The sequence below is a fragment of the Mesorhizobium australafricanum genome (assembly GCF_033977265.1).
GTDB classification, from domain to species: Bacteria; Pseudomonadota; Alphaproteobacteria; order Rhizobiales; family Rhizobiaceae; genus Mesorhizobium; species Mesorhizobium australafricanum.
The window spans coordinates 292,432-309,966 of record NZ_JAVIIT010000006.1; the positions used below are offsets into that span (position 1 = coordinate 292,432).

General features: G+C 63.3%; 19 protein-coding genes, 1 tRNA gene and 1 pseudogene. 11 read left to right on the top strand and 10 right to left on the bottom strand.

The window, feature by feature from the left end; translation table 11 throughout:
- Positions 1 to 8 precede the first annotated feature (8 nt).
- Positions 9 to 902 carry an SDR family oxidoreductase gene (locus tag RFM98_RS14590; RefSeq protein ID WP_320309528.1) on the bottom strand — a complete coding sequence of 298 codons (894 nt, stop codon included), beginning with the start codon at positions 900 to 902 and terminating at the stop codon, positions 9 to 11.
- 134 nt (positions 903 to 1,036) lie between these two features.
- Here RFM98_RS14590 and RFM98_RS14595 point away from each other — a divergent pair, with 134 nt between their 5' ends.
- On the top strand, positions 1,037 to 1,444 hold the full coding sequence (locus RFM98_RS14595) for a winged helix-turn-helix transcriptional regulator (RefSeq protein ID WP_320309603.1): 408 nt from the start codon (positions 1,037 to 1,039) through the stop codon (positions 1,442 to 1,444).
- A gap of 126 nt (positions 1,445 to 1,570) precedes the next feature.
- A complete protein-coding gene (locus RFM98_RS14600) occupies positions 1,571 to 2,800 on the top strand; it encodes an FAD-dependent oxidoreductase (RefSeq protein WP_320309529.1) in 1,230 nt (409 codons plus the stop codon).
- Here RFM98_RS14600 and RFM98_RS14605 read toward each other — a convergent pair.
- Together RFM98_RS14605 and RFM98_RS14610 are read right to left on the bottom strand one after the other, a co-directional pair.
- On the bottom strand, positions 2,754 to 3,473 hold the full coding sequence (locus tag RFM98_RS14605) for a glutathione S-transferase family protein (RefSeq protein WP_320309530.1): 720 nt from the start codon (positions 3,471 to 3,473) through the stop codon (positions 2,754 to 2,756). The genes RFM98_RS14600 and RFM98_RS14605 overlap by 47 nt on opposite strands.
- Position 3,474: 1 nt before the next feature.
- Positions 3,475 to 3,780 carry a Rieske (2Fe-2S) protein gene (locus tag RFM98_RS14610; RefSeq protein WP_320309531.1) on the bottom strand — a complete coding sequence of 102 codons (306 nt, stop codon included), beginning with the start codon at positions 3,778 to 3,780 and terminating at the stop codon, positions 3,475 to 3,477.
- A 96-nt stretch (positions 3,781 to 3,876) separates the two neighbouring features.
- Here RFM98_RS14610 and RFM98_RS14615 point away from each other — a divergent pair, with 96 nt between their 5' ends.
- A complete protein-coding gene (locus RFM98_RS14615; protein ID WP_320309532.1) occupies positions 3,877 to 4,332 on the top strand; it encodes a MarR family winged helix-turn-helix transcriptional regulator in 456 nt (151 codons plus the stop codon).
- Positions 4,333 to 4,353: 21 nt separating this feature from the next.
- On the opposite strand, the pseudogene RFM98_RS14620 reads toward RFM98_RS14615, so the two are convergent.
- Positions 4,354 to 4,647, bottom strand: a pseudogene (locus RFM98_RS14620) (anthrone oxygenase family protein); the annotation flags it as partial.
- Between the two features lie 260 nt (positions 4,648 to 4,907).
- Here RFM98_RS14620 and RFM98_RS14625 point away from each other — a divergent pair.
- Both RFM98_RS14625 and ilvC read left to right on the top strand, forming a co-directional pair.
- Positions 4,908 to 5,561, top strand: coding sequence for a TetR/AcrR family transcriptional regulator (locus tag RFM98_RS14625; RefSeq protein WP_320309533.1), 654 nt, complete (start codon positions 4,908 to 4,910; stop codon positions 5,559 to 5,561).
- 137 nt (positions 5,562 to 5,698) lie between these two features.
- A complete protein-coding gene (ilvC, locus tag RFM98_RS14630; protein ID WP_320309534.1) occupies positions 5,699 to 6,718 on the top strand; it encodes a ketol-acid reductoisomerase in 1,020 nt (339 codons plus the stop codon).
- Positions 6,719 to 6,958: 240 nt separating this feature from the next.
- On the opposite strand, the gene RFM98_RS14635 is transcribed toward ilvC, so the two are convergent.
- Entirely contained in the window at positions 6,959 to 7,243 is a 285-nt protein-coding gene (locus RFM98_RS14635; protein WP_320309535.1) for a PilZ domain-containing protein, read from the bottom strand.
- Between the two features lie 170 nt (positions 7,244 to 7,413).
- On the bottom strand, positions 7,414 to 8,010 hold the full coding sequence (locus RFM98_RS14640) for a BA14K family protein (protein WP_320309536.1): 597 nt from the start codon (positions 8,008 to 8,010) through the stop codon (positions 7,414 to 7,416).
- Positions 8,011 to 8,173: 163 nt separating this feature from the next.
- On the opposite strand from RFM98_RS14640, the gene RFM98_RS14645 reads away from it, so the two are divergent.
- Entirely contained in the window at positions 8,174 to 9,286 is a 1,113-nt protein-coding gene (locus RFM98_RS14645; protein WP_320309537.1) for an endonuclease/exonuclease/phosphatase family protein, read from the top strand.
- Between the two features lie 5 nt (positions 9,287 to 9,291).
- Positions 9,292 to 10,017, top strand: a complete 726-nt coding sequence (locus RFM98_RS14650; RefSeq protein WP_320309604.1) for a hypothetical protein — start codon at positions 9,292 to 9,294, stop codon at positions 10,015 to 10,017.
- Positions 10,018 to 10,046: 29 nt separating this feature from the next.
- Here the strand turns inward: RFM98_RS14650 and RFM98_RS14655 are convergent, their stop codons facing one another.
- Positions 10,047 to 11,120 (bottom strand): 1-aminocyclopropane-1-carboxylate deaminase, encoded by a 1,074-nt coding sequence (locus tag RFM98_RS14655; protein ID WP_320213210.1) that lies wholly within the window; start codon positions 11,118 to 11,120, stop codon positions 10,047 to 10,049.
- A gap of 147 nt (positions 11,121 to 11,267) precedes the next feature.
- Here RFM98_RS14655 and RFM98_RS14660 point away from each other — a divergent pair, with 147 nt between their 5' ends.
- Positions 11,268 to 11,744, top strand: coding sequence for an Lrp/AsnC family transcriptional regulator (locus RFM98_RS14660; RefSeq protein ID WP_320309538.1), 477 nt, complete (start codon positions 11,268 to 11,270; stop codon positions 11,742 to 11,744).
- Positions 11,745 to 11,786: 42 nt separating this feature from the next.
- Here RFM98_RS14660 and RFM98_RS14665 read toward each other — a convergent pair whose 3' ends face one another.
- The 3 genes from RFM98_RS14665 to RFM98_RS14675 are packed head-to-tail and all read right to left on the bottom strand — an operon-like array spanning position 11,787 to position 14,998.
- The gene (locus RFM98_RS14665; RefSeq protein WP_320309539.1) at positions 11,787 to 13,004 is read right to left on the bottom strand and encodes an ABC transporter permease; all 1,218 of its coding nucleotides are present in this window, start codon (positions 13,002 to 13,004) and stop codon (positions 11,787 to 11,789) included.
- Positions 13,001 to 13,708 (bottom strand): ABC transporter ATP-binding protein, encoded by a 708-nt coding sequence (locus tag RFM98_RS14670; RefSeq protein WP_320309540.1) that lies wholly within the window; start codon positions 13,706 to 13,708, stop codon positions 13,001 to 13,003. The genes RFM98_RS14665 and RFM98_RS14670 overlap by 4 nt, the downstream gene beginning before the upstream one ends.
- 3 nt (positions 13,709 to 13,711) lie before the next feature.
- Positions 13,712 to 14,998, bottom strand: a complete 1,287-nt coding sequence (locus RFM98_RS14675; RefSeq protein WP_320309541.1) for an efflux RND transporter periplasmic adaptor subunit — start codon at positions 14,996 to 14,998, stop codon at positions 13,712 to 13,714.
- A gap of 132 nt (positions 14,999 to 15,130) precedes the next feature.
- On the opposite strand from RFM98_RS14675, the gene RFM98_RS14680 reads away from it, so the two are divergent.
- From RFM98_RS14680 to RFM98_RS14690, 3 genes are all read left to right on the top strand, one after another.
- Complete coding sequence (locus tag RFM98_RS14680) at positions 15,131 to 16,033, top strand: PhzF family phenazine biosynthesis protein (RefSeq protein WP_320309542.1); 903 nt, start codon at positions 15,131 to 15,133, stop codon at positions 16,031 to 16,033.
- Between the two features lie 162 nt (positions 16,034 to 16,195).
- Positions 16,196 to 16,271, top strand: a tRNA-Lys gene (locus RFM98_RS14685).
- 371 nt (positions 16,272 to 16,642) lie between these two features.
- A complete protein-coding gene (locus RFM98_RS14690) occupies positions 16,643 to 17,479 on the top strand; it encodes a hypothetical protein (RefSeq protein WP_320309543.1) in 837 nt (278 codons plus the stop codon).
- Positions 17,480 to 17,535: the final 56 nt, after the last annotated feature.

Genomic DNA, 17,535 nt, shown 5'->3' on the forward strand with positions numbered 1-17,535 from the left:
CGTCTGTTTCAGCCGAGCAGGGCAGCCTTGTTCGCTTCGAGGAACTGCTTCAACGTCCGCGATTTGCGGCCCGAAAGTCGTTCGACGGCATCGGTAACCTCGCTTATCCGGCCGGCGCGCGTGTTTGCGTCGAAGGAGACGATGATGCGGGCGAAATCTTCGGGAACGCCGGCCGCTTTCACCCCTTCGGTCAGCGCCTCGTCTGGCAGTTGGATGACTTCCAGCGGCTTGCCGGTGACTTCGCTCACCAAAGCGGCGATCTCGCCGACGGTATAGGCCTGAGGGCCGGTCAGCGTGTAGATCCTGCTCTCTTTCGTGCCGGACGCAAGGCCGGCGGCAATGGCGGCCGCCATGTCGTCGCGCGCACCGTGGGCGATGCGTCCGTCGGCGGCCGAGGTGTACCACTTGCCCGCCGCAATGGCGTGCGGCAGCGCCATGAACAGGTTCTCCTGATACCAGCCGTTGCGGAAGATGGTGTAGGCAATCCCGCTCGCCTTGATCGCCTGCTCGGTGCCGTAGTGGTCGCCGGCAAACAGCACCGGCGAGCCGGGCTCCGGATTCGGCATCGAGGTGTAGAGCAGGTGCGAAACGCCTGCCGCCTTGGCCGCGGCCACCGCAGTCTCATGCTGCTTCAGGCGCCGGCCCGTCTTGAGGTCGAGGTCGCCGGTCGAGATGATCAGCACCCGGTCGGCGCCTTCGAATGCCTTCTCCAGCGAGGCCCTGTCGTTGAAATCGGCGGCCCTGACGACGACGCCGCGCGCCGCGAGATCCGCGAGGTTTTCAGGATTGCGGGTGGCGGCGATGATGCTCGCCGGCGCAATTTTTTGCGCATCCAGCAAGTGGTTGATGACGGCGCGGCCAAGCTGGCCGGAGGCACCGGTGACGAGGAGGGTTTCGGTCATGGGAGGTTCCTGAATTGCGCCGATTGGCGGGTGCTGTTGGTGGTCTCGAAAAGAGACCAGCACTAAATTAGGAATTGACCCCCGGCCGTAAAGAAGGCAGTTTTTCGGGAGGTAGGCACAGGCAGGGAACCATGATGGACGGCAAGATCGTCAATCTGAAATCGAAGATCGAGATCTACAAAGCCATGACGGACGGCGCCAATTTCGCCGATTGCCCGGTTCGCGATGTCATGCATGGCATCAACGGCAAATGGAGCCCGCTGCTGGTCATGGCGCTTGCGGAGAAGCCCTACCGCTTTGGCGAGTTGCGGCGGCTGGTTCCCGACATCTCGCAGCGTATGCTCACTCAGACGCTGCATGAGCTGCAACGCGACGGCTATGTGCATCGCGAAGTGTTCCCGACCAAGCCGCCGAGTGTCGAATACAGCCTGACCGATCTCGGACGATCGATGTTCGTTCCGCTCTATCATCTCGTCCAATGGGCCGAGCTCAATCATGACGCGGTGCGCGACGCTCGGGCCGCGTTCGACGCCCGGATCTGAGCCTGGTCTCTTGCCGGCGGTAAGCGTCAAAGCGCCAAGTTGATTGGGCGCCAAGTCGATCGGGCGCCAAGTTGATTTGGCGCCGTCAATCAGGGATTGTGCCCGCCGGTCGGGTGTGGGCGGGCAATGAGCAAGAATCTCGATATCGCGATTGCCGGCGCCGGTCCGGCCGGGCTGGCGGCAGCGCTCTATCTCAAGCGGGCAGGGCACCGCGTCACCATTTTCGAGCGCTTCGACGAGCCGAAGCCTGTCGGCTCCGGCCTCATCCTGCAGCCGACCGGACTGGCCGTGCTTGCCGATCTCGGCCTGCTCGATGAGATGCTTTCGCTTGGCAGCCGCATCGAGCGGCTGCACGGCACCGATGCCAAGAGCGGACGAACGGTGCTCGAAGTCCGCTACGATGCGCGCCGTGGCCGCCGCTTCGGCCTCGCGGTACACCGGGCGGCGTTGTTCGGGGTGCTCTACCGCGCTGCCTCGCGCCAAGCGATCGCCATCGAAACCAATGTCGAGGTCGAGGCGCTGGAGACGGCTGAGCGGGCGACGCTCGTTTGCGGCAACGGCAGGCGGCTGGGACCATTCGACCTCATTGTCGATGCCAGCGGCGCGCGCTCAAAGCTGCGGCAATATCTCGGCGATCCCGCCATGCCGCGGCCGCTCACTTATGGGGCATTCTGGGCGTCGCTCGGCTGGCGGGACGGCTTCGACAAAAGCGCGCTGCTGCAGCGCTACGACAAGGCAAGCATCATGATCGGCGTGCTGCCGATCGGCCGGCCGGAGCCTGGCGCGCAAGACATGGCGGCCTTCTTCTGGAGCCTCAAGCCGGCCGATGCCGAACAGATAAAGTCCAAGGGGCTCGATGCATGGAAAGCGAGGGTGGTTTCGGTGTGGCCTGAGTGTGAGGCTTTCACCGGCCAGATCGACAGTTTCGAGCAGCTCTCTCTCGCCCGCTATGGCCACCACACAATGACGCTGCCGGCCGGCCGGCGGCTTGCCGTCATTGGCGACGCCGCGCATTCGACCAGCCCGCAACTCGGGCAAGGCGCGAACATGGCGCTGCTCGACGCGGCCGCGCTCAGCCATGCGCTGGCGCGGACGAACAGCATCGATGAAGCGCTGCAGACCTATGCGGGCGCACGCCGTTGGCATGTGCGCCTCTTCCAGGCACTGTCGCTGTCGCTGACGCCGTTCTACCAGTCGGACTCCACCACCTTGCCCTTCATCCGCGACCGATTGGTGGCGATCGCGGCGAGGATCCCGCCGGGACCGCAATTCCTCGCCGCCATGGTCGCCGGAACGGTGATCGATCCGTTCAGGCGGATCGGGCTTGCGGAGTTGCAATGGCCTGCAGCCGGATGATCCCGGACAGATAAGATTGCTTTGCCCGAAGAAAGGCGTGCAGCCGCTGCGGATAGTCCGGGCCGACGGCTTCTTTGACCGATCGCCGTTCGCTCAAGGCCTCGCGCCAGGCCTGGACGAGCGGCTTGCCGTCGAGAATGCTGAAATCGCCGATGCGGTCGAAGGTGTCGAAATAGCGGAAGACCGGCCCGTAAACGGCATCGACCAGCGAGAATCGATCTCCGGCGAACCACGGACCGCTTTGCCTTGCCGACAATTCCGCCTCCACACGCGCGAACATTCCGGACAAGCCTCTGCTTTCATGGAGGAAAGTGGGTTCAGCGGCAGCGGAATAAAAGCGACCTATGGCATTGAGGATGGCCGAGCCGAATTCGATCCAGGCGCGGTGCCTGGCCCGCGTCAGCGGATCGGCCGGGTGCAAGGGATTGGCCTCTGTCTCCTCGAGGAATTCGAGGATGACGGCGGATTCGAAAATGATTTCTTCCGCATTGCGGTGCCGGACGCGCAGCAACGGCACCTTGCCGAGCGGCGAGATGGCCTTGAACCAATCCGGCTTGTTGGAGAGGTCGACATCGACCCGTTCGAACGGGACGCCTTTCTCCGCAAGCGAGATCGCCGCGCGCTGGACGTAGGGGCACAAGTGATGGCTGACGAGGGTGAGCCTGGCGGGCATCTCATTCTCCCCAGACATAGTTGAGCGCGTCGTTCTCGACCCGGGTCGACAGGAACATCAGGCATGAGCCCTTTGGCGCCGGGCCTTCGAGGCGCTCGCCGCTTTCCATGTCGAACTTCGCCCCGTGCCACTGGCAGACGAAAGCGCCGTCCTTGCAGTCCAGCGGTCCGCCGAAATGCAGGCAGACATTGGCCGCGGCGCGGATGCGCTCGCCACTGCGCCAGACATGGACCTCACGCCCGAAGAAGGGCGCGATCAGGCTGCCGGTTTGCGGGATATCGGCGATCTTGCAGATTTCATGTTTCATCGGGTTGCTCCCTATCAATGCATCTGCATCTATATGGATGCAAATGCATCGATCGTCAAGCTTGATGCAATTGCATCTATTGCTTAAGCTGTCGCGATGACGAAAACATCGCCATCACCAGAAGCCGTCACCGCCTGGGCGCGCCTCATGCGCGTCTCACGCCAATTGGTCGAAAGGACCGAGGGTGCGCTGAAAGCCGGCGGGCTGCCGCCGCTCGCCTGGTACGACGTGCTGCACGAGCTTGCGGAGGCGGGCGAGGGAGGACTGCGGCCGTTCGAGCTGATCGATCGCGTTCTCTTGGCACAGTATGGCGTCTCAAGGCTGCTGGCGCGGCTGGAAGAGGATGGCCTTGTGGAAAAGCTGCCGGTCTCGGATGACGGCCGGGGTCAGACGGTGCGCATCACGTCAAGCGGTCGGGACATGCGCCGCCGTATCTGGGCTGTCTATGGCGCCTCGATCGCGGAACTGATGGGCGACAGGCTTTCAGCCGAGGATCTGGAGATGCTTGCGGGGTTGCTCGGGCGGTTGCGCGATCCGCCAGTCACGGACTGAAATCCATGAGCCGACGAGCTTTCACGGCAGATGCAAGGCCCATAGAAATGCGATCGTCGCCAGCGCGCCGAGCGCGACACGAACCAGATGCATCCTTCCCCACCTGACGATCAAGGACCTCGCCTGAGAATTGGCGGCCTCGGCATCCATCGCCTCCAGCATCCGGTTCGTCGGCATCATCACCAGCAGCGTCCATGGCCAAGGCAGAATGATGAACAGCGCACCGGCAAGATAGGCCGACGCGCCGGTCAGCCACCAGGCGATCAGGCCGAGAACGCAGGCGATCATGGCAATCGAGGCCTGTATGGCAGCGCCGCGCTTATAGGAGGGCTGTCATTCGCGCAGCAACGCCTGGTCATCGAGGCCAAGCCGCGCCGGCTGCTCCGCGACGCTGACTTAGGTAGCGGCACCGGTGAAGGCGGCGGCTACAGCCAGGGCAAGCAGACCGACTAGCATCTCATCCCTCCGGCAAGGAAATGGAAAATAGGGCTTGCAAGGCACCGGGCAATACGGCATAGAGGCCGAACCGTAACGTACGGTACGCTTCCGTCTTGTTGACGTGCCCGAGGGAAAACGTGTTGCACAGCGTGCAGGATATCGACACAAGCGAAGCGCTGACGGAGCGCCAGCAGGCCGTTCTGGATGCGGCACTTCGCCTGCTGGTCGAGGAGGGCGACAACCTGACCATGACCGCGGTGGCGCGGCGGGCAAGCTGCTCCAAGGAAACGCTCTACAAATGGTTCGGCGACCGCGACGGGCTGCTGACGGCGACGGTGCAGTGGCAGGCCTCCAAGGTGCGCGTGGCGCCGGTCGATCGCAAAGGGCTCGACCTTGCTTCGTTGACAGCGAGCCTCGAACGCTTCGCATCCGACTGGCTCAAGGTGATTTCCAGCGACACCTCGATCGCGCTCAACCGCGTCGCGGTCAGTCATGCCGGTTCGGGCAAGGACGATCTCGGCGCCGTCGTGCTGCAGAACGGCCGCTTTGCCTTGGCGAAGCGCCTGAAGCCGGTGCTCGAAGCCGGACGGGAGGCCGGGCTGCTCGACTTCGAGGACGCCGAGACGGCGTTCCGGACCTTTTTCGGCCTGGTCGGCCGCGACGTGCAGATCCGTCTGCTGCTCGGCGACCGGGTGGAATTGACTGGGGCGACGATCGGCGGCGATGCCCGCCGCGCGACGCAACAGTTTCTCGCTCTTTTCGGAGCAAAAACCGGGCCGCGAGGCCCTTAGAGCCGGATGGTTTCAGGTCAAGTGGATCTGAAATCTGAATCCGGTTCTAAATCAAAGAGATAGAGCATGATGTCGTCCGAAAGCCGCTTCACACTTTTCGGCATCCTGCTCTAGCTTCAAACGGGAAGGAACACCAAATGCGTGTCTATTACGATCGTGATGCCGATCTCAATCTGATCAAGGGCAAGAAGGTTGCCATTATCGGCTATGGCAGCCAGGGCCGCGCGCATGCGCTCAACCTCAAGGAGTCCGGCGTCAAGGAAATCGCCATCGGTCTCAAGCCCGGTTCCGCCACTGCCAACAAGGTCGAGGCCGACGGGCTCAAGGTGATGAGCGTGGCGGATGCCGCCAAATGGGCCGACCTGATGATGATGGCCACGCCCGACGAATTGCAGGCCGACATCTACAGGAACGAAATCGCGCCGAACATCCGTGACGGTGCCGCGATCGCCTTCGCGCATGGCCTCAACGTGCATTTCGGCTTGATCGAGCCGAAGGCTTCGGTCGACGTCGTGATGATCGCGCCGAAGGGTCCGGGCCACACGGTGCGCGGCGAATATCAGAAGGGCGGCGGCGTGCCGTGCCTGGTCGCCGTCAACCAGGACGCTTCGGGCAATGCGCTCGACCTAGCTCTGTCCTATGCCTGCGGCGTCGGCGGCGGCCGTTCGGGCATCATCGAGACCAACTTCCGCGAGGAATGCGAGACTGACCTGTTCGGCGAGCAGGTCGTTCTGTGCGGCGGCCTAGTCGAGCTGATCCGCGCCGGCTTCGAGACACTGGTGGAAGCCGGCTACGCGCCGGAAATGGCCTATTTCGAGTGCCTGCACGAGGTGAAGCTGATCGTCGACCTGATCTATGAGGGCGGTATCGCCAACATGAACTACTCGATCTCGAACACCGCCGAATGGGGCGAGTACGTCTCGGGTCCGCGCATCATCACCGCCGAGACCAAGGCCGAGATGAAGCGCATCCTGAAGGACATCCAGACCGGCAAGTTCACCTCGGAATGGATGCAGGAATATCGCGCCGGCCTGTCGCGCTTCAAGGGCATCCGCCGCAACAACGACAGCCACCAGATCGAGGACGTGGGTGCCAAGCTGCGCGCCATGATGCCATGGATCGCCAAGAACAAGCTGGTCGACAAGGCGAAGAACTAAGGCGATCCACGTTTTTCTTGCGTTGCGCGTCCTCGGGCTATGCCCTGCGGTCGCGCAGGTGATCGCCAAGAACAAGCTTGTCGACAAGGCGAAGAACTAAGGCGATCCACGTTTTTCTTGCTTGCGCGTCCTCGGGCTTCGCCCTGCGGTCGCGCGGGTGATCGCCAAGAACAAGCTTGACGGGGCCGGCGGAGCGATCCGCCGGCCTTGCTTTGCCAGGCAGTCTGATCGGGTGCGGGTTTAGCCGTAGTGCCAGTGCGGCTTGGGCTCGGTGCCGGTGAACTCGACGCCAATGCGATCCTCGCGGCGCCAGCGCACCACGGCCCTGTAGCCAATGCCGTCGATCGGCACATAGAGCAGGAATTCGTCCGGCACGCGTGCGTCGATCGGCACTTTCAACTCCGCGCCCTTGGAATGCATGTTGCGCACCGTGCATCTCACCTCGGAATTGTTGATGCCGGTCAGGATTGCCGCGCCCTTCAGCACGCGCTGCCGATGCTGGATTCTGAGTTCGTTTTCGGTCATTGCAGGGTACGTCCTGGCGAATTTTTCGCCGCGAATCGGCATGTGGAGCCCCGGCATGGATGAATAGGCGCCGTTCATAAATTTAGGGTTATCGCGATCGCGGGCACAGGGTTGCGGCAAAACAAAACGGCGCCGCGATGGGCGCCGTTTCGTTATTCCTGCCGGCCGGCTCAGATATAGGGCGAAATGCACTGCCTGCGCGGGCCGTAATTGGGCTGGAAGGTGTTGTCCCAAGCCCGATACGACCGGTAGCGGTCGTAGCACCACCGAACATGCGACCTGGACAGCCGCTCGGTCCGGTAAATACGCCGCGGCTGGTAGTAGCGCGGATAGGGATCGTAATAATAAGGATCGTAGTAGTTGTTGTTGTAGGCCAGGCTGCCCAAGCCCAGGCCGAGCCCCAGCCCAAGGATGGCCGCCTCGCCGCCATCGAAATCGCGATGATGGCGATGGTGCCGCCAGCGCCAATTGCCATCGCCGCCATTCCAGTTACGGGAGAAACTGCGCTCGCGGAAATTGTCGTTGCGCCATCTTAAATCGCGGCCGCGCCAATCGCCGCCGCGCCGCCAGCGCCAGTCATACATAGTCTGCCGGTCGTTGCCGCCGGCCCAGCTGTCGCGGACGGGAATGATATTGGGCGCGGCCGTAGCGGTCGCCGCCGAGAGGTCGGGCTGCAGGATCGGGCCGGCAATCGAAGGCACCGTCAGCCCAGCAACGAGACCCAAGGCCACAAGGCCGGATCCGAGGGAAGACAAGAGCGGTTTCATTTCACACTCCACAAAGTAGGGCCCCACGCCCAGAACACTTCGGAATGGGCCTATTGATGGGACTTTCCATCTGAACGGAAGATGAACAGAAAGGTTCCGTCAACCATGCCGAGCATGCGCCGGCTCTTGTTTTCACTCTCGCTTGCGGGCAAAGGTCACCGCCATGTCGCTGCGTCTCGCCACCTTCAATGTCGAGAACCTGATGAACAGGTTCGATTTCTCGGGCTATCGCAACCAGCTCAATGAAGACCGCACGCTGGCGCTGTTCGACATCCAGAGCGAGGCCGAGTACCGGATGCTTGAACAGGCCCGCGCGATCGCCCAGTCCGACGACACCCGCCAGTTGACTGCACTCGCCATCGCAGCCACCCGCGCCGACATCATCTGCATGCAGGAGGTCGACAATATCGAGGCGCTGAAGGCGTTCGAATATGGCTACCTGTTCAAGATGGTCGGGCGGGGCTACCGGCAGAAATACACCACCGCCGGCAATGACACGCGCGGTATCGATGTCGCCCTGATGATGCGCAACGAGACCGCGCAAGGGCAGCCGATCGAGTTCGGGCGCATGACCAGCCATGCCTATGTCACCTTCGAACAATTCGGCCTGTTCACGCCGGAGCTTGCCGCGCTCGGATATCTTGCGAGCGAACGTATTTTTCGCCGCGACTGCCTGGAGATCGACCTGAAGGTCGGCAACGCGCCGCTCACGCTCTATCTCGTGCATTTCAAATCGATGGGTCCGCCGCGCAACGGGCTGGACGGCCGCGAGGCGTCAATGCCGTTGCGCATTGCCGAGGCGCAGGCGGTGCGCCGCATCATCGAGGAAAGGTTCGGCAAGGACCATGCCGCCGACAAGCGCTGGGCGATCTGCGGCGACATGAACGACTACCGGCAGCGCGTGAAGATCGATAGCGAGGCCATCGATGGCTACCGGTTCGAGGTCGTCGACGAAGCCCGGTCCTCGATCAATACCCTGACCGCCGGCGGCTTTTGCGAGAACGTCGTAGAGCGGCGCCCGGAGATGGACCGCTGGACCTTTTACCACACACGAGGCCCGGAGGAGCGGCATCTCTGCCAGCTCGACTATATCCTCCTGTCGAAGGCGCTGGCCGCGAAGAACGCCACCGCCGTTCCAGAGATCATTCGCAACGGCCAACCCTGGCGCACCATCTTTCCGCCGGGGCAGGACGTCGAGCGGTTTCCGCGCGCCGGCTGGGACAGGCCGAAAGCGTCGGACCATTGCCCGGTGGCGATCACACTGGACATGGCGTGACCGGCTTGAGTTTCGATCTGCCACGCAACGTCATCCTGCCGGTCGACGCGATCGACGTGCGGCTCGATCCCGCCCCGCATCCATTCGCGTTGAGCAACGCAGAAGCGATCGCCGAGAACTGGCGACAGGAAACTGCGGCCAATCCGGCGTTGTTCGACGGCACCGTGGTGCTGCTTTCCGAGCTTGCTTACCGGGACAACCGCCTGTTCGGCCGCTGCCACGCGGTGAAGTTTTCGACCTTCATGCTGTGGCGCAAGCGGCGCGAGAATTCCGGAGCCGAGCACGCCTACGCGCATGCCATGCTCGTCGCCGGGGACAACGCGCTGGTGGCGATCCGCATGGGACCGCACACGGTCAATGCCGGCCGCGTCTATTTCGCCGCCGGCTCGTTCGAACCGATCGACTTCCGTGACGGCCTGGTCGATGCCGACTTCAACATGATGCGCGAGGTCAGCGAGGAGACCGGGCTCGACCTGTCGACGGCCGAACGCGGGCGCCGCTGGTACGCGCTATCGAGGGAAACCGGCACGGTGATCTTCCGCCGCTACCGGGTTGCCGAGCCGGCCGACGAGTTGGCGCGCCGCATCAGTGCCTTCGTCACCACCGAGGCGGAGCCGGAGATTGAGGGGCCGGTCATCATCCGCGATGCCACCGATCTGCCCGACGGCTTGATGCCGCACATGAAGTCGCTGATCGAGTGGCATTTCGCGGGCACCGACAAGGTTTCCTGACCTGCGGCATCGGTGCCACCGCGGGCGCCCTATGGAAAAAGCGGTGGCAGCGCGTCGTCATGCGGCGCGCTTCTCCGGGGGGCGCCGTCATCCTTGTAATAGTAGCTGTAACCGTTGATGGCCGGCGCGCCGCCGAGATGCGCATAGAGAATTCTCGAGCCTTCGGGGAAGAAGCCCTTCCTGGTCAAGTCGATCAGGCCCTGCATCGACTTTCCCTCGTAGACCGGATCGGTGATCATCGCCTCGGTACGGGCCGCCAGCCGGATCGCCTCATTCGTGGCGTCCGACGGAACGCCATAGGCCGGATAGGCATAGTCGGGATTGATCACGATTTCGTCCTCCCGTACGGCGCGCCCCAGCCCGACGAGAGCGGCGGTGTCGTCGACGATGCGGCGGACCTGCGCGCGGGTCTGGTCGAGTGTGCCGGAGGCATCGATGCCGATCACCCGGTCGGCGCGGTTTTGCGCGGCGAAGCCGACGATCATGCCGGCCTGGGTCGAGCCGGTCACGACGCAGACGATGATATAGTCGAAGGCAAAGCCGAGCTCGCTCTCCTGCCTTGCGACCTCTTCGGCAAAGCCGACATAGCCCAGACCGCCGAACTTGTGCACCGAGGCGCCTGCAGGAATAGGGTAGGGCCTGCCGCCGGCATCCTTCACCGACTGGATCGCATCCTGCCAGCTTTTGCGAATGCCGATGTCGAAGCCGTCGTCGACAAGCCGGCTGTCGGCGCCCATCAGGCGCGTCAGCAGGATGTTGCCGACCCGGTCGTAGACCGCATCATAGTGCGGCACCCATTTCTCTTGGATCACCACGCATTTCATGCCGATCTTGGCCGCCGTCGCGGCGACCATGCGCGTGTGGTTCGACTGCACGCCGCCGATCGACACCAGCGTGTCGGCGCCGGACGCAATCGCATCGGGCACGATATATTCGAGCTTGCGCAATTTGTTGCCGCCCATTGCCAGCCCGGAATTGCAATCGTCACGCTTTGCGTAGACCTGCACTTTTCCGCCGAGCGCCGCGCTGAGGCGCGGCAGATGCTCGATCGGCGTCGGGCCAAAGGTCAGCGGATATCGTTCAAACTTGTCGAGAAGTGACATCAACCTGTCTCCGCCGTGTTCGTTTTTCGATACGCGAAGAATAGACGAATTGGAGCGAAAGGTGCTCTCGAAGGGGTCTCGGTTTTCTTGCATCCTCGCAAAGGAATGGACTACATTTAGCTTGATCGTTCAGCAAAGTCGGCACAAATGGAAGAATCTTCCAACCAGATTTTCGACCGGATCGACATCAAGATCCTACGGGCTCTTCAGGCCGAGGGGCGGCTGACCAATGCCGAGCTGGCAGCCCGCGTGAATGTCAGCGCCGCCACATGCCATCGGCGCACGCAACGCCTGTTCGAAGAGGGCTACATCACCGGGGTCAGGGCGGAGATCGCGCCAGCCGCGGTCGGGCTCGGCGCGCTGGTCATGGTCGGCGTCGTACTCGACCGCTCGACACCTGAAAGCTTCGCCGCTTTCGAGGAGGCTGCCCTCAAGCTCAAGGAGGTCCTGGATTGCAATCTCGTGGCCGGCGACTTCGACTATCTGTTGAAGATACGCGTGCGCGACATGGCGGATTTCAACAAGCTGCACGGCCAGAAGCTGATCGCGCTGCCCGGCGTTCGGCAAACCAGGACTTTCTTTGTCATGAAAGAGGTCAAGGAGAATGCGAGGCTGCCGTTTTGACAGTCCCGCAATTCCGAAGGCGCGGCAAAGGCCGTGCACGCTTTATTCATGCCTGAGCGCGTCGATCGGATCGAGGCGGGCGCCGCGCAGCGCCGGGAAGAAGCCGAACACCATGCCGATCAGCGCCGAAAAGCCGACGGCAAGCAGCACGACGGCGGGACTTGGCGCGAAGGGTATCGTCAGCGCCATCGCGGCGAGGCCGGCCAGCGAGAGCCCGATCAGGATGCCGATGATGCCGCCAAGCAGCGACAGCACCGTCGCCTCGACCAGGAACTGGATGAGGATGTGTCTTTCATGCGCGCCGATGGCCAGCCTGATGCCGATCTCGCGCGTGCGCTCGGTGACCGAGACCAGCATGATGTTCATGATGCCGATGCCGCCGACCAGGAGGCTGACGCCGGCGACTGCGCCCAGCATGCCGGTCATGGTGGTGGTGGCGCTCGTCATCGCATCGGCGATCTGGGTCATGTCGCGGATGGCGAAATCGGCATCGCGGTCCGGCGTGATGCGGCGCGTGTCGCGCAAAATGTCCTCGACGCGCGGCTGCAGCTCTGTGGTCGGCGTGCGGTCGTCGGCGGCGATGTAGATGTTGTCGATGTCGCGGTTGCCGGCGATCCGCCGTTGATAGGCATGCAGCGGCATCAGCACGACATTGTCCTGGTCCTGGCCGAAGCCGGTATAGCCCTTGGGCTCGAGCAGGCCGATGATCTTGCAGGAGGTGCGGTTGACGCGGATGATCTCGCCCTCCGGATCGCCGGCGCCGAAGAATTGCTGGCGCACCGTTTCGCCGATCAGGCACACACCGGTGCCGGCGCGCGTTTCGGAATCGCTGAACGACCGTCCCGACACCAGTTTCCAGTCGCGGGCATCGAGATAGGCGCTGTCGGTACCGGTCACGCCCGAGGTCAGGCTTTCGGTGCCGAAGATGACGCGGACCTGTTTTTGCGAAGCGGGCGAAATCGCGCGCGCGCCGCTCAGATGCGCAACGAGCGCGGTGACATCTTTTTCGGCCAGCGGCCGCACCGCCTGGTCGAGACCTCCCGGTCCGCCTGGCCCCGCCGGGCGGCCGGCGCGAACGACGAGCAGGTTGCTGCCGAGCTTGGAAATATCGGCCTTGACCTTCTCCGTGGTGCCGGAGCCGATGGTGAGCATGGCGATAACGGCCGCGACGCCGATGACGATGCCAAGCAGCGTCAGGAACGAGCGCAATACGTTGCGGCGGATCGAGCGCAGCGAGAGGCGGACGGTTTCCCAGATCATGCCGCTGCCTCCGCCCTCAACGTATCGGAGGCGACATGGCCGTCGAGGAAGCGGATGGTGCGGCCGGCATAGTCCGCGACATCGGCCTCATGCGTGACCATGACGATGGAGAGCCCGAGATCGGCGTTGAGCCTGGTCAGCAACTCCATGATCTCGTGCGTGCGCGCCGTGTCGAGATTACCGGTCGGTTCGTCAGCGACAAGCAGCATCGGCCTGGTGACGATGGCGCGGGCGATCGCCACGCGCTGCTGCTGGCCGCCCGAAAGCTCGGCAGGCGTGTGGTGCTCGCGCCCGACAAGGCCGACCTCGGCCAGCGCCTGCATGGCGAGATCGCGGCGCTCGCGCGCGGCAACGCCGCGATAGATCAGCGGCAGCTCGACATTTTCCGCGGCGGTCGTGCGCGGCAGGAGATTGTAGCCCTGGAAGACGAAGCCGACATAGAGGTTGCGCAGCAGGGCGCGGCGGTTGCGGTCGAGCCGGCCCGCGTCGACACCCATGAAGCTGTAGGTTCCGGCCGTCGGGGTATCGAGGCAGCCGATGATGTTCATCGCGGTCGACTTGCCCGAGCCGGAGGGGCCCATGATGGCGACGAATTCACCGCGCCGGATGGCGAGATCCACGCCGGCAAGCGCATTGACGCGGGCTTCGCCTTCGCCGTAGCTTTTCCAGACCTTGTCGAATGTGATGAGCAGGGGAGCCGACACCGGTCAGCTCCGCTGCTGGGCGCCGGTGATGACTTGCGCGCCCTCGTCGAGGCCGGACGTGATCTCGGTCAACTCGCCGTCGGTCGAGCCGATTTTGACGTTGACGGGATGCGGCCTTCCGTTCTCCAGCACGTAAAGCGTGCGCGAGCCGTCGGTCGGCGCCTTCGTCGCCTCGCGCTGCCGGTTGGGGCGCCCCATGCGGCCGGTGAAGAGGTCACTCAGGCTCCAGCCGCGGTCCGCCCGTTGCATCGGGCGATAACGGAAGGCAGTGGCGGGAACGGTAAGCACGCCCTTGGCCTGCCGGGTGACGACTGAAACCGTTGCCGTCATTCCGGGCCTCAAGAGAAGCTCGCCATTGTCGACTTCGAGGCGCGCTTTGTAGGTGACGACGCCGTCGGTGGTGACCGAGGCGTAGGAGATGTCGCGGATCTCGGCGTCGAAGGGCCGGTCCGGGAAAGCGTCGACGGTAAAGCGGGCATGCTGGCCGGGCTTCACCGCGCCGATATCGGCCTCGTCGACCGCGGCCTGCAATTCCATGTTCCTCAGGTCGGCAGCGATGACGAAGAGCACAGGCGCCTGCAGCGAGGACGCGACCGTCTGGCCGGGATCGACCGTGCGCGTCAGCACGATGCCGTCGATCGGCGCATAGATGGTGCTTTTCGCGAGATCGGTCTGCTGCGCCTTGAGGTCGGCCTGGGCGATGGCCAGATTGGCCTCGGCGCTGTCGAGTGCCGCCTTCGAACGATCGCGCGTCGCGGTCGCCGCTTCGAGCGACTGGTCCGTCGCCATGCCGCGCTTGGTCAGCGCGTTGGCGCGCACCACGGCGTTCTCGTTTTCCTGCAAGGTCACCTTGGCATCCTCGACGGCCGCCGCGGCCGCCTTGGCGGAGGCAGTGGCGCGCTCGATCTGGACCTCCAGCTTGGCGGTGTCGAGCGTCGCCAGCACGTCGCCCTTCTTGACCTGCTGGTTTTCACTGGCAGCGACCGAGCGGACGATGCCGGAAAGCTCGCTGGAGATGTCGACCTGGGTCAGCGGCTGCAGCGTGCCCGTTGCCGACACTTCGACGGTGAGGTCGGCCGTCGCGGCCGGGACGGTGGAATAGTCGATCCTGGGCGGCGCGGCGGCAAACCATTGATAGGAGGCAATGGCGGCCGCGACGATCGCTATCGCCAGCAGCGCGTAGACCCAGAAGCGGCGACGCTTGCGGCTTACGCCCTTGCGGTCGAGCCCGAGCGCGGCCTCTATGGAAGTATCCGATTCCGCGTTTGGCGGATTGACAAGCTGGTCCACGCCGGACCCCTATGCTGAAAATCGATGTCCCTATCCCTGCACAAATCAGGCCTTAAGGTTCGAATTTCAAATTAAATTTCCCTCATGTTGGGATTCAGGCAGAAATTCGAGGCGAGGCGAAAGGTCTTCTCCATGGCGCGCAATTACTTGCTTTACGATGTGTTTACCACCGAACGGCTGGCCGGAAATCCGCTTGCGGTGGTGCTCGACTGCGATGGGCTTGACACTACCGGCATGCAGGCGATCGCGCGCGAGTTCAATCTTTCCGAGACGGTGTTCGTGCTGCCTGCCGACAATCCTAAGCACCGCAACCGTATCCGCATCTTCACGCCCGACTATGAAATGCCTTTCGCGGGGCATCCGACGGTGGGCTCGGCGATCGCGCTGGCCGAGCTCGCCGGCGAAGCGACCGGCATCTTCGTGCTGGAGGAGAATATCGGACCGGTGCGTTGCGCAGTGAGCAAGCATGACGGCTCGACCTTCGCCGAGTTCGATCTGGCGAAATTGCCGGAACAGCTGGAGCTCAAGGCCGACCCGGAAGCGATCGGCGCGGCGCTCGGCCTTGCCCCGCACGAGATCGGCTTCGAGAATCACCGCGTCGCCTTCTGGTCGGCCGGCGTGCCCTACGTCACCATTCCGGTTGCGGACCTTGAAGCGGCGGCCAAGATCAGGCTCGACAACCAGGCGTGGTCGGAATTGGCACCCCGCAAGAGCGAATGGGCCATGGCCAGCCCGTATGTCTATTGCCGCGAGCGGGTCCACCACGACAGCGCCTTTCATGTGCGCATGATCGTGCCCGGCAGTCCGTCCTACGAAGATCCCGCAACCGGTTCGGCCGCCGCGGCCTTCGCCGGCGCCATCATGCATTTCGACGCCCCGACCGACGGCACCGCGCAGCTCTGGCTCGAGCAGGGGCTGGAAATGGGCCGGCCGTCGCGCATCCGGCTCGAGCTCAACGTCGATGGCGGAAAACTGGCCTCCGCGCGCATCGGCGGCCACGCCATCAAGGTGGCTGAAGGCAGGTTGTTTGTCTGACGCCTGCGGGCTTTTTTGAGCGAGCATGATCTTTTCCGAAAACCGGAATCCACTTTTCGGGATCATGCCATGTCGATTTGTCGGGAAATGATCCGGCAGGGCTAGACATCACCGAAAGCGGCGGCTATATGCGCCGCCGACGCTGGGTTTTCCCGGCGGTGTGGGTGTGTAGCTCAGTTGGTAGAGCAGCTGACTCTTAATCAGCGGGTCCACAGTTCGATCCTGTGCACACCCACCATCTAGTTCCTTGTTTTCCTAGTGTTTTACGCCTCCGGAAAAGACTTTGTCTTTTTCGGATCCCAACAGGTCGCTGCTCCGAAGTATGGGCGTGGGGTTGCTTTCGACCCGTCCTGCGATCACGGCGGCTCCTGCGGAATCGCCAGCGAAGGCAGAAGAGAAAAGCTACCGCCACATTGGAGTCTGCCCCGAGGGTATGGACGCTTTCGCTCGTGCGCAATATGGATGGGGATGTGGCCTGTCGTGGCGCTCACATTTTCGCTGCGTCGCGAAGGCAGACGACGAGACGTTCGTTCAATGATGCTGCGCCGGGCGAGTTGGCCTTTCGATTGACGCCGCCCTGCAAAAGTGTCGATTTAAGGGGAACTGGTCATGACCGACAACAAGCCGGCCGCAGACGTCACCAAGGATTGGCAAGCAACGCAGGGCCAGAAGTCCGCCGCCACGCGCCTCCGCCTTTTCGCCGCGCTCTCGTGGATCGTCGCCATTGGCGGCGAGATTGCCGGGATCGTCTTGTTTTACCAGCACAAGTTCGACCAAGGGAACCTGCCGCTGCTGATCGGCATTCTGGTCGGAATCGCGATTTTCGCAATCGCCGGTAACTTGCTGTGGAAGGCAGCAAACCGTCACGACCCGGCCCGAGCATCCGACACGGCCAGGTTCTTCTTCCAAAACCAGCTCGGCGCGATCATCACGCTGATTGCCTTTCTCCCGCTGATCTTCCTTATCCTCACCGACAAGAACATGGATCCGCAGACCAAGAAGGTTGCCGGGGGCGTCGGTGCTGCGCTGGCCGTGCTCGCGACGGTAATGGGGGTCAGCTTCAAGCCCCCGTCGGTCGAGCAGTACACCCAGGACATGAACACGTGCGCGGCCCAGATCAGGGCCGGGCAGCCGACCACGGCCTGTTCGCCCGATGTCGCCGCCCAGGCTCAGGAGATCGCCACAGATACTTCTGCGGTGACCGCGGCGACGAAGGACGCGAGTCACCCTGCCGGTCAGGATGTCGTGTACTGGATCGCGCCGGAAAACGGTGCCGCGAAGTCCTCCGAACCGCATGTTTTCCACCTCTGCGCCGCCGTGAGTCCGCTGAAGGATAAGACCGTGAATAGCGGCTCCGTGACGGAGGCCTATGCGCAGAACGCCATCCGCATCACGAAGCAGATCGAGATGGAACAGAAACAATGCGGGTTCGCCGCCTCGCAATGAACCCGCCCGCGCGATCGCTCGCGTCCCAACCGAGCGACATTGCCCCTTAAAGCGCG

What these genes read in the sequence shown, in the direction of transcription:
- ilvC (WP_320309534.1), top strand. Translation starts at nt 5,699, where the DNA reads ATGCGTGTCTATTACGATCGTGATGCCGATCTCAATCTGATCAAGGGC.
- RFM98_RS14660 (WP_320309538.1), top strand. Translation starts at nt 11,268, where the DNA reads ATGGAAGAATCTTCCAACCAGATTTTCGACCGGATCGACATCAAGATC.
- RFM98_RS14610 (WP_320309531.1), bottom strand. Translation starts at nt 3,780, where the DNA reads ATGAAACATGAAATCTGCAAGATCGCCGATATCCCGCAAACCGGCAGC.
- RFM98_RS14645 (WP_320309537.1), top strand. Translation starts at nt 8,174, where the DNA reads ATGTCGCTGCGTCTCGCCACCTTCAATGTCGAGAACCTGATGAACAGG.
- RFM98_RS14635 (WP_320309535.1), bottom strand. Translation starts at nt 7,243, where the DNA reads ATGACCGAAAACGAACTCAGAATCCAGCATCGGCAGCGCGTGCTGAAG.
- RFM98_RS14665 (WP_320309539.1), bottom strand. Translation starts at nt 13,004, where the DNA reads ATGATCTGGGAAACCGTCCGCCTCTCGCTGCGCTCGATCCGCCGCAAC.
- RFM98_RS14640 (WP_320309536.1), bottom strand. Translation starts at nt 8,010, where the DNA reads ATGAAACCGCTCTTGTCTTCCCTCGGATCCGGCCTTGTGGCCTTGGGT.
- RFM98_RS14595 (WP_320309603.1), top strand. Translation starts at nt 1,037, where the DNA reads ATGGACGGCAAGATCGTCAATCTGAAATCGAAGATCGAGATCTACAAA.
- RFM98_RS14680 (WP_320309542.1), top strand. Translation starts at nt 15,131, where the DNA reads ATGGCGCGCAATTACTTGCTTTACGATGTGTTTACCACCGAACGGCTG.
- RFM98_RS14590 (WP_320309528.1), bottom strand. Translation starts at nt 902, where the DNA reads ATGACCGAAACCCTCCTCGTCACCGGTGCCTCCGGCCAGCTTGGCCGC.
- RFM98_RS14655 (WP_320213210.1), bottom strand. Translation starts at nt 11,120, where the DNA reads ATGTCACTTCTCGACAAGTTTGAACGATATCCGCTGACCTTTGGCCCG.
- RFM98_RS14615 (WP_320309532.1), top strand. Translation starts at nt 3,877, where the DNA reads ATGACGAAAACATCGCCATCACCAGAAGCCGTCACCGCCTGGGCGCGC.
- RFM98_RS14600 (WP_320309529.1), top strand. Translation starts at nt 1,571, where the DNA reads ATGAGCAAGAATCTCGATATCGCGATTGCCGGCGCCGGTCCGGCCGGG.
- RFM98_RS14690 (WP_320309543.1), top strand. Translation starts at nt 16,643, where the DNA reads ATGACCGACAACAAGCCGGCCGCAGACGTCACCAAGGATTGGCAAGCA.
- RFM98_RS14605 (WP_320309530.1), bottom strand. Translation starts at nt 3,473, where the DNA reads ATGCCCGCCAGGCTCACCCTCGTCAGCCATCACTTGTGCCCCTACGTC.